Origin of the sequence: Rhizobium sp. Nf11,1 (assembly GCF_050587665.1) — a bacterium.
Lineage (GTDB): Bacteria > Pseudomonadota > Alphaproteobacteria > Rhizobiales > Rhizobiaceae > Rhizobium.
On record NZ_JBOBHU010000010.1, the window covers coordinates 150,436 to 164,702 of the forward strand.

Here is a 14,267-nt window from a genome sequence, read left to right on the forward strand (position 1 = left end):
ATTCGAAGAAAAACGGAATTGCTCTAGACTACCGATCCATCACGATCAGAGCGCCGATGACAATGCCGCCCGCATCGCGCAGCGGCGACATGCGACAGCGCACCTGGCGGGATACGCCGCCGCCGGTCCGGCGCTCATAAGTGTAGTCGACCTCCCCGCCGGCAAAACAGACGTCCAGCTTATGCTTGGCGCATTCGGCGAATCGCTCCTCGCCGATGAATTCGGAAAGGTGACGCCCGATCAGTTCCATCGGCTTCCTGTCCAGATGGGCGCTGTTGGCCGCGTTGGAATAGAGGTAGCGGTAGTCCCTGGTCAGCACCGCCACCCGATCCGGCAGGCTTTCGAGGATCGCGGCGTTGAGGAAGTGGCCATTGTCGGTGTCGGGCACATAGGCTGCCGGCGGCTCGATGCGCACATCCTGCGGCGAAGGCACCCGCCAGTCCGGCGCATGCGTGCCGAAATAACAGTCGAGCAGATAGGAAAGCACCGCCGCATGTTCTCTGACACTGGCGCTGTCGTCCGCGTCCCGGGCGACAAGATGGCTGACGAACTGCAATTGCATGTAGACTTCGAGCAGATTGGCCGCCCGGCAGGCCAGGATGGCCTCGACCAACGGCTCGACATGACGGTCGAGCAACATGACGCGCTGATCGTCGCCTTGGCGTATGGCTTCCTCTATTTGCGCGCAGCGCAAGGAAAAGGCTCGAAAAAGCTCCAGCAAGACGCCTCCCACTCCCATCGTCCCAAGTGGCGTGTCCAAATTGTGTGGCTGCATTTCACAAATGCGCCCTGAGGTGGATATTATTCTCGCCTTGGTAGTGACGGCTAACATGAAGTTTACTCGTTTTCAATCCGAGAGCACCTGCCGCTTTTCACCGCTGATAAATCAGGGTTTGATTTTCAAGGCGCGAGCGTCTTCTTGATCTGCCAGCGGTCGTGATACCAAAGCCACTGTTCCGGATATTCCCGCACCCAACTTTCCACCTTGTCATTGAGTAGCTGGGCGGCGGCAGGCAGGTCGAGATTGCCTTTGGCGTCGCGCGGCATCTCCAGCCGCGGTTCGATTTCCAGCCGGTAGCGATTCCCCGGAAGGCGGATGCAGCGCGCCGGATAGACCTCGCAATCGAACTGGCGCACCAGCTTCGGCAACAGCGGATTGGTCTTCACCTCTCGCCCGAAGAAGGTGCCTTTCAGCCCCTTGCCGAATTTCTGGTCGACGAGCACCCCCACCCCCTGGCCCGCCTCCAACTGGCGTGCGAGCGCGAAGGAGGAGCCGGCATGCGAGGGCACCAGCTTGCCCATGCGCGCACTGCGGAAGTCGAACACCTTCTTGGCGACATAGGGATTGTTCGGCGGGCGGAATAGTACGGTGACGGTGAGCCCGAAGGCAGCCCCTGCCACCGGCAGCAGCTCGAAATTGGCGGTATGCCCCGTGAAGACGATGAAGGGACGCGGATTGTCGCGCAGGTCGAGGAAAATGGGGATGCCCGACACCTCCACCCTGCCCGGCTCCGGCCGTTCGGGGTCGTAGTCGAACAATTCGTCGAGGAAGACGTATTCGGCCGCAAGCCGGCCCATATTTCCCCAGCTGCCGAGCGCGATCTCTTCGATCTCGGCCTCGCTCTTCTCAGGGAAAGCGTTGCGCAGATTGACAAGCATCAGTCTATGGCGGCGCGTCCGCCGGCCGAGGCGGCGCATCACCCGGTCGGCGAAGCGAATCGCGCCATCGGCCGGAAACAGCTTCAGCACGTTCAGGAAGCCGAACATCACCTGCGCCACCAGCCATTGCTGGAAATTTCTGAGCGCCAGAACGACCCGGGTAATGAACAGCTTCACGTGAGGTCAGTCCATCTTCAGAATGATCTTGCCGAAGATCTGGCGGCTTTCCATCCGCTCCAGCGCCCGGTCGATATCGTCGAATCCGACTTCCGTATCGATGACGGGATGGACGAGCCCGCGGCCCATCTTCTGCATCGCATCGGCCATGTTCTCCATGCGGCAGCCGAAGGAGCCAAGCAGCTTCAATTGCTGCTGGAACAGCATCATCAGGTTCATCTCTGTCGAGACGCCCGAGGTCGAGCCGCAGGTGACGAGGCGCCCGCCGCGCTTCATGCAGAGCATCGAGCCTGCCCAGGTGTCCTTGCCGACATGTTCGAAGACGACGTCGACGCCCTTCTTCTTGGTCAGCTTGCGCACCACGCCTTCGAAGCGGTCGGTGCGGTAGTTGATGACGTGATCGGCGCCGAGAGCCTTGGCCCTCTCGATCTTGTCATCGGAACCGACCGTGGTAATCACGGTGCAGCCGATCTTCTTGGCAAGCTGGATCGCCGCAGTGCCAATGCCGGAGCCGCCGGCATGAACGAGGATCGTTTCGCCGGGCTCGAGCTTTGCATTGTCGAACAGCATATGCTCGACCGTGCCGAAGGTGACGGGTGCCAATGCTGCGCCGATCGCATCGACACCGGGAGGTGCGGGAACGAGCAGGCGCGCCGGCAGGTTCACCTTTTCCTGCGCGAAACCGTCGAGATGGAAACCATGCACGCCGGAAACATGTTCGCAGAGATTGTCTCGGCCTTCGCGGCAGGGTCGGCAGAGGCCGCAGGTGCGCGCGCCATAGATCGAAACCAGTTGACCCGGCAGCACATTGGCGACACCCGGCCCGATCGCTTCCACGACGCCTGAGGCTTCCGCGCCGATGACGAGCGGCATCTTGCGCTTGGCGAAAGCCATGCCGCGCCAGCCCCAGACGTCGATATGGTTGAGGGCCACCGCCTTGACGCGCAGCGTCACCTCGCCTGCAGCGGGTGCGCCCGGTTCCGGCAGGTCGGTGATCTCAAGCTTGCGGTCATCGATCAGTTGCAAAGCGCGCATGGCAAAATCCCTCGCCTCGAAGGCGTTCGTCTCGTCTTGAATTTGTCGGGAACCGCTTAAGCCGGTTCGAGCGCCATGACAAGGCTGGCATTCTGCCCGCCGAAGCCGAAGGAGTTGGAAAGCACGGCCGAAACCTGGGCTTCCCGCTTCTTATTCGGCACGACATCAAGCACGATCGACGGATCGGGATTGGTGTAGTTGATCGTCGGCGGCAACGTGCCGGTCAGCATCGTCTGCAGCGAGAACACCGCTTCGACCGCACCCGCCGCCGTCAGCGTATGGCCGATCATCGATTTGTTCGACGAGACGGGAATGCCGACGAGTCGTTCGCCGAAGACAGCCGACATCGCGCCATATTCCATCTTGTCGTTCTCAGGCGTCGAGGTGCCGTGCGCATTGATGTAGCCAATGCCGCTCTCGTCGATGCCGGCGTCGGCAAGGGCCGCGCGGATCGTCGAGATAGCCGGTCCGCCGTCCGGCGACGACCGGGTACGGTGGAAGCTATCGGCCTTGTCGCCGGCGCCCTTCATGATGCCGAGCACCTTGGCACCGCGGGCGACTGCCGCTTCCAGCGATTCCAGCACCAGCGTCGCCGCACCCTCGGCGATGACGAAGCCGTCGCGGTCCTTGCTGAACGGCTTGGAGGCCTTGGTCGGCGGATCGTTCTGCGTCGAAAGAGCCGACAGAAGCGAGAAGCGGATCAGCGCCTCGGCGCTGAGCGACCCATCGGTCGCAACCGTCAATGCGCGATCGGTGCGCCCCTGACGAATCGCCTCGATGCCGAGCTGGATCGCGGTGACACCGGAGGCACAGGCCGTCGACAGCGTCACGGGAAGGCCGCGCGTGCCGAACCGGTCGGCCAGACGCTCGGAAATCGCACCGAACAGCGCCGCCTCGTGGAAGGCAGGGTCGGGCCGCTGGCGCAGCGCCGTCAGGAAGCGCTCATAGGCGTCGCCTGGATGGTCGGCGGCCGGCGAACGGTCTGCAAGTTCGAAGCGGGCGCTCCATTCCGGCTCGATCGGCGGCGCGGCAAGAAACAGCGGACCGTTGAAATCGCCTGAAAGACCGGCGTCAGCCAATGCTTCGATGGTGGTCTCGCGGGCAAAGGCATAGGAACGCTCGACGGCGTTCGGCACCGGAATTTCGATGAAATCGACGGTGCCGGCGATGCGTGTCGACAGGCCTTCGGTCGGAAAGCGGTTGATCGCGTGGATACCCGAGGTGCCGGAGGAAAGGGCCGCCCAGTTGTCCTTCAGGCCCTGGCCGAGCGACGTGATGATACCCATGCCGGTCACTGCGACGATCGGCCGGCCGAGATGATCCTTGTAAGCGGAATCTGTCATATCTCTCTCCTCACGCCTCTGCGGAAAGAACGGCGACGCCTTCGCCGCGCTGGTGTCCGACTGTCGTTACGACGGCGGCCTTCGTGCCCGCCTTCATCGGCGCTTCATGAGCGGCGTCGAAGGGCGGAACTTTGGCCTTGGCATCGATGGCAAGGGCAGCGAGCGCCAGCCCCAGCGGGAACTGCGCTTCGATCGTATGACCGGAAACGCCGCCAAAACCGCGGATCGCGGCGCCAGGAAGCTGATGCTCCAGCACCGCCTTCTCACGGGCGGCGATCTCGTGCATGCCGGTCGAGCCGGAGAAGATCGCCGTCGCCTCGGGCGGCAGCTCGGCGGCTGGCTTCAGCAGCCGCTCCATGCGCACTTCGAAATTGCCGGCGGCGCGGTTGCCGCGGTCGCCTTCGACGGCGGTGATCGACGCATAGATATGCGCGCCGCGCTCTTCCGCATGCTTGCGCGATTCCAGCACCAGGAATGCGCCGGCCGAACCGGTGATCATGCCGCCGCCTTGGAGGCCGGAGCGCGACCAGAGCGGCGCCCATTCGTCGCGCGTATGCGCGCCGATCGCCTCGGTGAGCAGGATCATGTCGGGACGTTCGGCGGCAAAGGCGCCGCCGACGAGCGCATGGGTGGATTCGCCGGAACGGATGCGCCAGAAGGCCGTCTCGACGGCGGAGACGCCTGAGGCTTCCTCGCCCATGAAGGTGCGCGAGGAGCCGGTGACCTTGTGAACGATGGAGATGTTGCCGGCCAGCAGGTTGGAAAGCTGCGCCAGAAACAGCGTCGGCCGGAGCTCGGTAGTCAGCTTTTCGTTGAGTAGCAGTTCGCGGTCGTTGCGCTTCAGGCCTTCGTCGACGATCAACGTATCGACATTGATGTCACGCTCGCCGCCGCCGGCCGCCACGATCATGTCCATCGTGCCGCAGGCCTCGATATTGTCCTTGAAGCCGGCATCGTCGAGCGCCAACCCCGCGGCGAAGACGCCGATGCGCTGCCAGTTTTCCATCTGGCGCTGGTCGCCGCGCTTGGCGATCTGCTGCGACCAGTCGATCTCGGGCAGCGGATGCACCGGATAGGGTTTGAACTTCTCGGTCTCGACGATCGCCTTCGGCGCGTTTTCGGCAGAAAGCAGCGCGATATGCGCGTCCTTGCCGACGCCCTGACAGGTGACGATACCGACGCCTGAAATGACGACGTCGTTTGCAGCCTTGCTCATCCAATCACTCCCTGCGCTGCGATCGCTTCCAGAAGCCCGACCTCGCCGGCGCGTTTTTTCACGATATCGCCGAGCGGAACTTCGCTAAAGGGCATGGTGCGCAGTTTCAGCTGCGCATCGCAGACCTTCTTGCCGCCGCTGGTGATCTTGGCTTTGGTGACCGCAAAACCTGACCCGTCATGCTCCAACACCGCCTCGATATCGAGCACGGCTTCCGGCTCGACGAAAGTGCGCATCTTGGCGCCGTCGACGGACATCAGGAAGGGCATGGCGGCAAAGTCGGAGGCGGCAAGCACCAGCATGCCGGAAGCCTGCGCCATGGTTTCGATCAGGAGCACGCCGGGAACGAGCGGCATACCGGGAAAATGGCCCTCGAAGACGGGGCTCTTGGCCGGCACGACGGATCGCGCCGTCAGCGTAGCCTTCTTCAGGTCCACCGCTTCGACGTGGTCAATCATCTGGAAATATTCCAGCAGCATTCGGATCCTCCGGCCCGACAGGCCGAATCCGCCCGCCGGTGACGCCTGAAGCGCGTCGCACTTCAGGTCTTTGTTCTTGTGCCTGCCGTTGTCCCAAAACCGCTGCACACTTTTGGGCGGCGTGCACTAATTAGGAACGAAACCGCCCGGCCGCCATAGACAGGGCGGCAGGGCGTTCGAAAAAGACTGGTGTGTCGCTCAGGCCTTGGCCGCTTTGAGCTCGTCAATCTTGGCGCAGAGGTTTTTCAGCACGAAATATTCTTCAGTGGAAACCTTGCCTTCGTTGACCTCCTGCGTCCACTTTTCGAGCGGAATCTTGATGCCGAATTCCTTGTCGATCGCAAAGACGATGTCGAGGAAGTCGAGGCTGTCGATACCGAGGTCGTCGATCGTATGGCTCTCCGGCGTGATCGTGGCGCGATCGATCTCGCTGGTTTCTGCAATAATGTCGGCAACTTTATCGAATGTAGCGGTCACGCGCTGTACCTCATGAAATGACGATTTAAACCCCCTCATAGGCAAATCCTTTTCAAAAGCCAATGCTTTCGTCCGAGCGTCGCGGCAATTTGACAATAAGGTGTTGCCTAAACAGCAATGGAACGCCGGCGAGTGCTGGCGTCGAAAACAAGGATGCGGCTGTTCAACATCCGCACCGGTCTTTGATCTGAATCAAATTATGCGCGCCGGCATTTGATAATCATCAAGCTGCGCTGGAAGGGAATTGCGATCGCGCTCCAGTATTGTCCGGCTTTTTGAAGGATCACGACGATGGACGTTGCCAGCAGCGAGATTTTCGAGACAGGCACGCCCGTCGCATGTCGTTCCTGTCAGGCGCGACACGGCGTCGTCTGCGGCGCCCTGTCAAACGCTCAGTTGAAGGAGTTCAACCGCCACTCCCTGCGCCGCAAGATCGAGGCCGGCTCGGAGATCATTGCGCAAGGATCGGAAAGTTCGTTTTATTCGAACATCATGCGCGGCGTGGTGAAGCTCTGCAAGATGATGCCGGACGGACGCCAGCAGATCGTCGGCCTGCAGTTCGCTCCCGATTTCGTCGGCAGACCCTTCGTCCGCGAAAGCACACTATCGGCGGAGGCGGCAACCGACGCCGAAATTTGTGTCTTCCCGCGCAACCTGCTCGACCGCATGATCGGGGAGACGCCGGAGCTGCAGCGCAGGCTGCACGATCAGGCGCTTAACGAGCTGGACGCCGCGCGCGACTGGATGCTGACGCTTGGCCGCCGCACGGCTGAGGAAAAGGTTGCAAGCCTGCTCCACCTCATCGCAACCCATGCCGAGCCGCAAACCGCCATCAGCACGGCCTTCGACCTGCCGCTGTCGCGCGCCGAGATCGCCGATTTTCTCGGACTGACGATCGAAACCGTCAGCCGGCAAATGACAAGGCTGCGCAAGCGGGGTGTTATCCTGATCGAGAACTCCAGACATATCGTCGTTCCCGATCTGGATGAGCTGGAAAGGATCAGCGCGTAACGCGATCAGACATTGAATTCGGATCAGGTACTGATCCGAGATCAGACGCCGAATTCAGGTTCAAGCGCTGATCCGGGATCAGCGCGTGATGACGACGCGGGTATTGGCAAGACCTGCCTGCCGCGCCAGTGAGAAGAACTCGGCCGCATTGTCGGGATGCAGGCGAACGCAGCCATGCGAGGCCGGTGTGCCGAGGCGCTTCAGATCGAAGGTGGCGTGAACGGCGTAACCGCCGTTGAAAAATACGGCATACGGCATCGGCGCGTTGTCGTACTTGCGCGAACGGTGATCGCGCGACAACCATTTGGCGCTCCAGGAGCCGGTGGGCGTGACATAACCATTGCGCGCGGTCGAAACCTTCCAGCGATATTTGACGAAGCCGTTCTCGGTGACGGTCATTGTCTGCTTGCCGATGCTGATATTTGCAACCAGCGTTGCCGCCTCAGCCGCAACTGGAGAAAGCTGCAGCAACAAGCTTGCCGCCGCGGCGGCAAAAATCGTCTTCATGATAACCCCTCTTCGCACCCACGCAGTTTGACTGCGCCCTCACGACAGAGAGACTATGACGATACTTGATTATATAGCTTTAACCCGAATGGTAATCACAATTCTAACAGAGCAATGACGGGTCTACGCGCACGGGCGGGCGGCCGCTTCGCCTCACTGAAGCTTGGGTGGCGCCGCCGACCTCTGCTTGAGCTGCTGATAGGCCTTGTTCATCTTTTGGCGGATGGAGGCCATGGTGCCGAGATTATGGCCGCAGGCAGCGCAAGTTATGATGTCCGTCTCGCGAATCTCGGGACGCTCGAATTTCATCTTGGTGCTTTTGCACTTCGGGCACGGTAGTTCAACCTGAACTGTCATCGCTCTGCTTCCGGTCTGATGGATTTGAGGCGTTTCGCATAAACCTTTGCAGCGGGACTGTCCACCGGGGCATGAGCTGCTACGGTAAGCTCCTCACAGGAAGCACAAAAACAATCCGAACGTCAGGCCGGCAAGCACCATGCAGCTCGCCTGAAAGACGGAGACACCGTCTTCGATGTCGCCGGATGTGGCGACATCGCGGCCGGGATTGTTGATCATCGGTTCGGTAACGAGCACGCCGCCATAGATGCGCGGTCCGGCGAGTTGTACATTCAGAGCACCCGCCATTGCCGCTTCCGGCCGGCCGGAATTCGGCGAACGGTGCAGGCCGCCGTCGCGCATCGCCACCCGGATCGCGTCGCGGCAGGCGCTGGTCCCGCGCCGGATCCAGGCGCCTGCAGCAATCAGCAGGATCGAAAGGCGCGCGGCCGGCCAGTTGGCGAGATCGTCGAGCCGGGCGGCCGCCCAGCCGAAATCGATATATTTTTCCGATCTATGGCCGATCATCGAATCTGCCGTGTTCAGCATCTTGTAGGCGAAAAGCCCTGGCAGGCCGAAGATAGCATACCAAATCGCCGGCGCGACGACGCCATCGGAAAAGTTCTCGGCAAGGCTTTCGATCGCAGCACGGCAGACGGCCGGCTCATCCAGCGTCTCGGGATCGCGCCCGACAATGCGGGCGACGGCGGTCCGCCCACCGGCAAGCCCCTCCTCACGCAGGGCGACGGCAACGGCGGCGACGTGGTCGGCAAGGCTCTTCTGCGCCAGAAAGACCGCCACCAGTCCGGTCTCCAGCAAGATGCCGGCGAGGCCGAACAGCGCGAAAAACCGGTCGAACACGAAGCCTGCCGCGAGAGCGAGCAACATCAGCGCCAGGATGGCGGCAATGCCGTTCATCCGCCGTTGATGCCCCGTGAGGCTTGAAGGATTGAGCTGCTGGTCGGCATAGGAGATCACCGCTCCGAACATCGCGACAGGATGCGGCACGCGCGACCAGAGCCATTGCGGATCGCCGACGATCCGGTCGAGCAGCAGCGCCAGAAGCAGCACGAGAAGGTTTAGGTCGATCGTCATCGCTCAAATCTCTGAAGGGCTTCACCAAGCCGCCGGTCCGCCGCCCGATCGGGCGGCAGCCCGAAACGCAGCCATCCGGGCGCATAGTCGAACTTGCGGACGAGAATATGATGCCGACAGAGATGCGTGTAAATGTCGCTCGCCCTGGCATCGTCGACAAGGGCGAACAGCCCTGTTCCCCCGGTGATCTGCAGCCCGACCCCGCTCAGCACCGCATGAAGCCCGGCGCAGCGTTCATCGATGAGCCGGCGGATGGGGGAAACGTCCGAACGCAGTACCGAGCCTGCTATCGAAAGCGCCGGCCCGGACACTGCCCAGGGTCCGAGCCACTCCTCGAAACGCTTGAGAATATCGTCACCTGCAATCGCAAAACCGAGCCGAAGGCCAGCGAGCCCGAAAAACTTGCCGAAGGAGCGGAAGATCACCAGATTTGAGAGCCTCTGAGCATGGCCGGCGAGACTCAGCGCCGGAATGTCATCGCCGAAAGCTTCGTCGACGACGAGGAGTCCCCCGACCGCCTTCATCCTGTCATGCAGGGCGATCAGCGTTTCCACAGGCCATGTCAGCCCATCGGGATTATTCGGATTGACGACGACGGCAAGCCGATGCTCGGCGCCGATCGCAGCGACACCATCGAGGGTATCGACGGCAAAACCGGCCGAAATAAAAGTGCGCGCATACTCGCCATAGGTCGGCGCCACGACCGCGACCCTGTCGTCCACCATGGCGCCCTCACCCTTTGTCAGCAGCCGCGGCAGAAGTTGGATCACCGACTGCGTGCCGGGCACCGGCAGCGGCAGGATCTCGCCGCTCCCGTAATAATCGCGCGCAGCCCGCCTTGCCTCATCGACTAGATAGCTGTCCGGCAGACGGTGCCAAGCCCGCGCCGGGATTTCGGGCAAAGCCGCCGGGCATGGGTTGATGCCGGTGGAAAGGTCGAGCCATTCCTCCGGCCTGCCGCCAAAGGCGGCAGCAGCGGCGGTCACGCCGCCACCATGGACGACCGGAGCGCTCATGCGGCAATCCCGGTGAGATCGATCAGATGCATGTAGGAGCCCGCCACCTGCCCGCGCCGGAGCCCCGCCGGGCCGAAATCGGTTCCGAGCGCATCCCGGACCTGAAACAGCCGCTCGCCCTCGCCTTCCGAGACGAGGGTGGAATAGTGGAATTCATGCGCCGTCATTGCCCGCTGAAAGATCGCATCGTCGAGCGGCGTGACGTGGCGATAACCGAGATGGCGTTTGCGCGCAGCATAGCTGGTGACGACGGGCAGCAGACCGAGCATCTCGTGACGTTTGCCGTCTGCGTCGATCAGCCCTTCGCCGAGCACCATATAGCCGCCGCACTCGCCAAAGATCCGGATGCCGCGTGCCGCCGCATCGAGAAGGCCGGCGCGGAAAGTCGGCGCCCGTGAGAGCTTTCCGGCATGCAGCTCGGGATAGCCGCCGGGCAGATAGATCGCATCCGCATCGGCAGCGGGCGCCTCGTCGGCGAGCGGCGAGAAGAAGGAAATCGCAGCCCCCCGCCGCCGCCAGCCAAGCAGCATATGCTCATAGGAAAAGGCAAAGGCGATATCGCGGGCCACTGCAATGCGACTGCCGAGTGGCGGCAGGCGATCGATATTGGCAGCCGACGGCCGGTTGAGCCCCTGCCTCGCGATGCGCAGCAGAAACTCGAAATTGCATTCCTCGGAGACGGCATCCGCCGCATGCTCGATGAACCCTTCGAGGCTCGCATGTTCACCGGCCTGAACAAGGCCGAGATGGCGATCCGGCAAGGCAAGCGCCTTGTCGCTGCCGATTACGGCGATCACGGGCATCCGGATCGCCTCGAGCGCCTGACGCAGCATCGCCTCGTGCCGGTCGCTGCCGACCTTGTTGAGGATGACCCCGGCCACGCGGACATCCGCGCGGAAACCGGCGAAGCCCGCCACCAGCGGCGCGACCGATTGCGACATGCGTGAGGCGTCGACGACCAACACCACGGAAAGGCCGAGCTGGGCGGCCAGATCCGCTGCCGTCCCTTTGCCGTCGGCCGCTCCGTCGAACAGCCCCATCATCGCCTCGACGACGAGAATGCGGTCGCCGGAGCGGTGCAGCGTGGCATTGGCCGAGATCAGCTCCGGCCGCATCGCCCAGGGATCAAAGTTCAGGCAGGGCGTGCCGCTTGCCGCCGCATGGAAGGCGGGATCGATATAATCCGGGCCGGCCTTGCCCGGCGCGACCGCGATGCCGCGCCGACGCAAGGCTCTGAGCAGGCCGAGCGTCACCGTCGTCTTGCCGGCACCGGAGGAAGGAGCTGCAATCAGCAGGCCGCTCATGCCAGCACCTGGCCGGACTGGCGGAACGGATCGGGCTGCAGCCGTCGTCCGGCGAGAGCGCCGACCCAATCGAGCGAGGCTCGGAGCCGCACCACCTCGCCAACGACGACCACCGCCGGCGGCTCGAGCCCGGAGGCGGTAACAGCCTGGGTCGCCTGCCCCAGCGTCGTCTCCAGCACCTGCTGCGCACCGGTCGCCGCATTGCAGACGAAAGCTACGGGCTCGGACGGCGAGCGGCCCGAAGCAATGAGGCTGGCGCTAATCTGGGCGATATGCTTCATCGCCATATACATGACGATCACCGGCGAACCCTTGCCGATCGCTTCCCAGTTGATTCTGTCGGGCACGATGCCGGAGGAATCATGGCCGGTGAGAAACGTCACCGCATGATTGATCTCGCGATGGGTCACCGGAATGCCGGCATAGGCAAGCCCGCCGATACCGGCGGTGATCCCCGGCACGATGCGGAAAGGGATATTGTGCTCGACCAGCGTCAGCGCCTCCTCCCCGCCGCGCCCGAAGACGAAGGGATCGCCACCCTTCAGCCGCAGCACCCGCTTGCCGGTGTGCGCCAGTTCCACCAGGCGCAACGAAATATCCCGCTGCTTGGCCGAGGGTTTGCCGCCGCGTTTGCCGGCATATTCGAGTTCGGCGCCGGCGTGCGCGAGCCTCAGACAGTCCTCATTGACCAACGCATCATGGACGATCACATCGGCCTCGGCGAGCCCCTTGGCGGCCAAGAGCGTCAGCAGACCCGGATCACCCGGACCGGCCCCGACGAGCCAGACGCTGCCCGGCTCCAATGCCGGCAAATGGGAGAATGCGCTATTCGACATTTTGTTGATCTAGGCCCAGCGAGGGCCAAGGTCAACGCCGCCCGCGCCACCTCACTGCAAGTTGCTGAGATGACGATGACTCACCTTGCAAACAGCGGACTCAGTATCGCAACAAAACGACGCAACAGCATGAATATATTATAGTATACCCGCCCGCTGCACCGACGGCTGACAAAGTCGTCCAACTCCTCTTCGTCATGGTCGGCCTTGTCCCGAGTATTTGTGGCAGCCGCGGCAGACCCTCGACACAAGGCCGAGGGTGTGATGCCAAAAAAAGCAAGTCGAAAGTTGGCGCCTGCTGCAATCAGTCCTTCAAGACACTCAGCCGCGAAGCAGCGTATCGCGGATCAGCTTTAGGACCTTTTCCGACTCGATCCCTGTGGTGACGATTTGGCTCGGCCGATCATCCCAATCGCCGGGCGGGAAGCGGCGGCCATCCGGCTTGACGATCGTCTGACCGTCGGCAATGCCGCCGCAGACGACGCGCACCGCCCCCGATATCGACGAGAACAGTTCCGGGGCCACGACGTAGACTGCGGCGCAGCTGTCATGCACCATCATGCCGTCCTCGACCGCATGCTGGTAGAAGTCGATGTAGGATTGCGAGAGTGCATCGAGCAGTTTCACGGCGCCATCTCCCTCGGCCGCCATCCTGCCGAGATAACTGCGGCTCATGGTGGTGATCGAGGTGACGTCGAGGCCGATGACTGCGACCTTCCACGGCGCTGTCATGACAATGTCGGCGGCCTCGGGATCGCCGTGAATATTGGCCTCGGCGACCGGCGAGACATTGCCGGGAACATAGAAGTTGCCACCCATGATGACGACGTCCTTGACCAGAGTCGCAATCTCGGGATCCTCCTTCAGCGCCATCGCCAGATTGGTCATCCGTCCGACCGCGACCAGACGCACCTCGCCAGGATTGGCACGCACAGTGTCGATGATGAAGCGGTGCGCCGGGCGCGGATCGAGCGGCAGGTCGATCGCTGCGGGCACCTCGATATCGCCGAGGCCGTTGTCGCCATGCACCATGGAAGGCCATTCCCGCTCGGCGCGCGAGGCATCGATGGTGACGCTGGCGCCTTTGGCGACCGGCGCGGGAATATTCCACTCACGCTTGAGGAAGAGCGCATTGCGCGTCGTCGTCTCCACCGATGCATTGCCAAAGACCGTGGTGACGCCGATCAGATCGATTTCGGGATGGCGATGCAGGAAGAGAAGCGCCATGGCGTCGTCAACGCCCGGGTCAGTGTCATAAATGACCTTGTGCATAATTTATCCTCTAAATGTGAATCGCGAGCCTGCCGGTTGGCGCCGCGAATTGCCGCCACCATAGCGACCGTCAGGCTTTCTGCAACCCGCCTCGGGCGACTGCCGCCGTCGCCTGCGCCGACTTGATTTTGCCAAGCACCAGTTCGGCATCGTCGCCGATCGCAGCAAGCGCCGCCGATTCCGCAACGCCATGGCAGCCGACGCGAGCAAAGACGACGGCCGATGGATTTCTGAGCCGCGGCGTTTCCCGCTCCAGTCGCGGAGCGTCGAAGAATAGAGCCGGCACGGCAAAATGCCTGGCGACTGCCAGGATTGCCGCCTCCTTCCGGCGGCTGTCGATGGAAGCAATGGCGGCGAGCTCATCCGCGCTGATCCCGACCGCCCCAAGCGCCGCGACGGCGAGCGCCAACACCTCCGCAGCCGGCGTCCCGCGCTCGCAGCCAAGACCGAGCACATGGCGCCGTGCCGGATTGAAAGATATGTCGCTCATGGAAGCAGCCGAAT

General features: G+C 62.6%; 16 protein-coding genes. 1 reads left to right on the forward strand and 15 read right to left on the reverse strand.

Annotation, left to right across the window (positions count from 1 at the left end):
- Positions 1–28: 28 nt before the first annotated feature.
- The 7 genes from ACQ7C1_RS16830 to ACQ7C1_RS16860 form a co-directional block, all read right to left on the reverse strand.
- Positions 29–721: a PAS domain-containing protein gene (locus ACQ7C1_RS16830; RefSeq protein WP_198175447.1), complete on the reverse strand. Its 693-nt coding sequence runs from the start codon at positions 719–721 to the stop codon at positions 29–31.
- Between the two features lie 179 nt (positions 722–900).
- Entirely contained in the window at positions 901–1,836 is a 936-nt protein-coding gene (locus tag ACQ7C1_RS16835; protein ID WP_430959093.1) for a lipid A biosynthesis lauroyl acyltransferase, read from the reverse strand.
- Between the two features lie 6 nt (positions 1,837–1,842).
- Complete coding sequence (locus ACQ7C1_RS16840; protein WP_221113920.1) at positions 1,843–2,871, reverse strand: zinc-binding dehydrogenase; 1,029 nt, start codon at positions 2,869–2,871, stop codon at positions 1,843–1,845.
- Between the two features lie 56 nt (positions 2,872–2,927).
- On the reverse strand, positions 2,928–4,214 hold the full coding sequence (locus ACQ7C1_RS16845) for a beta-ketoacyl-ACP synthase (RefSeq protein ID WP_430959094.1): 1,287 nt from the start codon (positions 4,212–4,214) through the stop codon (positions 2,928–2,930).
- A gap of 10 nt (positions 4,215–4,224) precedes the next feature.
- The gene (locus tag ACQ7C1_RS16850; protein WP_221113922.1) at positions 4,225–5,430 is read right to left on the reverse strand and encodes a beta-ketoacyl-ACP synthase; all 1,206 of its coding nucleotides are present in this window, start codon (positions 5,428–5,430) and stop codon (positions 4,225–4,227) included.
- The gene (locus tag ACQ7C1_RS16855) at positions 5,427–5,909 is read right to left on the reverse strand and encodes a 3-hydroxyacyl-ACP dehydratase FabZ family protein (protein ID WP_221113923.1); all 483 of its coding nucleotides are present in this window, start codon (positions 5,907–5,909) and stop codon (positions 5,427–5,429) included. Before ACQ7C1_RS16855 ends, ACQ7C1_RS16850 begins: the two co-directional genes overlap by 4 nt.
- A 198-nt stretch (positions 5,910–6,107) precedes the next feature.
- Positions 6,108–6,386 (reverse strand): acyl carrier protein, encoded by a 279-nt coding sequence (locus tag ACQ7C1_RS16860; protein WP_003540486.1) that lies wholly within the window; start codon positions 6,384–6,386, stop codon positions 6,108–6,110.
- A gap of 291 nt (positions 6,387–6,677) precedes the next feature.
- Between ACQ7C1_RS16860 and ACQ7C1_RS16865 the strand changes: the two genes are divergently transcribed.
- On the forward strand, positions 6,678–7,397 hold the full coding sequence (locus tag ACQ7C1_RS16865) for a Crp/Fnr family transcriptional regulator (protein WP_430959095.1): 720 nt from the start codon (positions 6,678–6,680) through the stop codon (positions 7,395–7,397).
- 78 nt (positions 7,398–7,475) lie between these two features.
- Here ACQ7C1_RS16865 and ACQ7C1_RS16870 read toward each other — a convergent pair whose 3' ends face one another.
- The 8 genes from ACQ7C1_RS16870 to ACQ7C1_RS16905 form a co-directional block, all read right to left on the reverse strand.
- Positions 7,476–7,904, reverse strand: coding sequence for a L,D-transpeptidase (locus ACQ7C1_RS16870; RefSeq protein WP_221113925.1), 429 nt, complete (start codon positions 7,902–7,904; stop codon positions 7,476–7,478).
- Positions 7,905–8,057: 153 nt separating this feature from the next.
- On the reverse strand, positions 8,058–8,261 hold the full coding sequence (locus ACQ7C1_RS16875; protein WP_221113926.1) for an ECs_2282 family putative zinc-binding protein: 204 nt from the start codon (positions 8,259–8,261) through the stop codon (positions 8,058–8,060).
- Positions 8,262–8,354: 93 nt separating this feature from the next.
- Complete coding sequence (gene cbiB, locus ACQ7C1_RS16880) at positions 8,355–9,335, reverse strand: adenosylcobinamide-phosphate synthase CbiB (protein WP_221113927.1); 981 nt, start codon at positions 9,333–9,335, stop codon at positions 8,355–8,357.
- On the reverse strand, positions 9,332–10,351 hold the full coding sequence (cobD, locus tag ACQ7C1_RS16885; RefSeq protein WP_430959096.1) for a threonine-phosphate decarboxylase CobD: 1,020 nt from the start codon (positions 10,349–10,351) through the stop codon (positions 9,332–9,334). The genes cbiB and cobD overlap by 4 nt, the downstream gene beginning before the upstream one ends.
- Positions 10,348–11,655 (reverse strand): cobyrinate a,c-diamide synthase, encoded by a 1,308-nt coding sequence (locus ACQ7C1_RS16890; protein ID WP_430959097.1) that lies wholly within the window; start codon positions 11,653–11,655, stop codon positions 10,348–10,350. The genes cobD and ACQ7C1_RS16890 overlap by 4 nt, the downstream gene beginning before the upstream one ends.
- Positions 11,652–12,491: a uroporphyrinogen-III C-methyltransferase gene (gene cobA, locus ACQ7C1_RS16895; protein WP_221113930.1), complete on the reverse strand. Its 840-nt coding sequence runs from the start codon at positions 12,489–12,491 to the stop codon at positions 11,652–11,654. Before cobA ends, ACQ7C1_RS16890 begins: the two co-directional genes overlap by 4 nt.
- 321 nt (positions 12,492–12,812) lie before the next feature.
- Positions 12,813–13,763 carry a nucleoside hydrolase gene (locus tag ACQ7C1_RS16900; RefSeq protein ID WP_430959098.1) on the reverse strand — a complete coding sequence of 317 codons (951 nt, stop codon included), beginning with the start codon at positions 13,761–13,763 and terminating at the stop codon, positions 12,813–12,815.
- Between the two features lie 70 nt (positions 13,764–13,833).
- Complete coding sequence (locus tag ACQ7C1_RS16905) at positions 13,834–14,253, reverse strand: cobalamin biosynthesis protein (RefSeq protein WP_430959099.1); 420 nt, start codon at positions 14,251–14,253, stop codon at positions 13,834–13,836.
- Positions 14,254–14,267 lie beyond the last annotated feature (14 nt).

Excerpts from the sequence above, each read along its gene's own strand:
- ACQ7C1_RS16865 (WP_430959095.1), top strand. The coding sequence starts at position 6,678 with ATGGACGTTGCCAGCAGCGAGATTTTCGAGACAGGCACGCCCGTCGCA.
- ACQ7C1_RS16900 (WP_430959098.1), bottom strand. The coding sequence starts at position 13,763 with ATGCACAAGGTCATTTATGACACTGACCCGGGCGTTGACGACGCCATG.
- ACQ7C1_RS16870 (WP_221113925.1), bottom strand. The coding sequence starts at position 7,904 with ATGAAGACGATTTTTGCCGCCGCGGCGGCAAGCTTGTTGCTGCAGCTT.
- ACQ7C1_RS16850 (WP_221113922.1), bottom strand. The coding sequence starts at position 5,430 with ATGAGCAAGGCTGCAAACGACGTCGTCATTTCAGGCGTCGGTATCGTC.
- ACQ7C1_RS16840 (WP_221113920.1), bottom strand. The coding sequence starts at position 2,871 with ATGCGCGCTTTGCAACTGATCGATGACCGCAAGCTTGAGATCACCGAC.
- ACQ7C1_RS16845 (WP_430959094.1), bottom strand. The coding sequence starts at position 4,214 with ATGACAGATTCCGCTTACAAGGATCATCTCGGCCGGCCGATCGTCGCA.
- ACQ7C1_RS16905 (WP_430959099.1), bottom strand. The coding sequence starts at position 14,253 with ATGAGCGACATATCTTTCAATCCGGCACGGCGCCATGTGCTCGGTCTT.
- cbiB (WP_221113927.1), bottom strand. The coding sequence starts at position 9,335 with ATGACGATCGACCTAAACCTTCTCGTGCTGCTTCTGGCGCTGCTGCTC.
- ACQ7C1_RS16875 (WP_221113926.1), bottom strand. The coding sequence starts at position 8,261 with ATGACAGTTCAGGTTGAACTACCGTGCCCGAAGTGCAAAAGCACCAAG.
- ACQ7C1_RS16890 (WP_430959097.1), bottom strand. The coding sequence starts at position 11,655 with ATGAGCGGCCTGCTGATTGCAGCTCCTTCCTCCGGTGCCGGCAAGACG.
- ACQ7C1_RS16855 (WP_221113923.1), bottom strand. The coding sequence starts at position 5,909 with ATGCTGCTGGAATATTTCCAGATGATTGACCACGTCGAAGCGGTGGAC.
- cobA (WP_221113930.1), bottom strand. The coding sequence starts at position 12,491 with ATGTCGAATAGCGCATTCTCCCATTTGCCGGCATTGGAGCCGGGCAGC.
- cobD (WP_430959096.1), bottom strand. The coding sequence starts at position 10,351 with ATGAGCGCTCCGGTCGTCCATGGTGGCGGCGTGACCGCCGCTGCTGCC.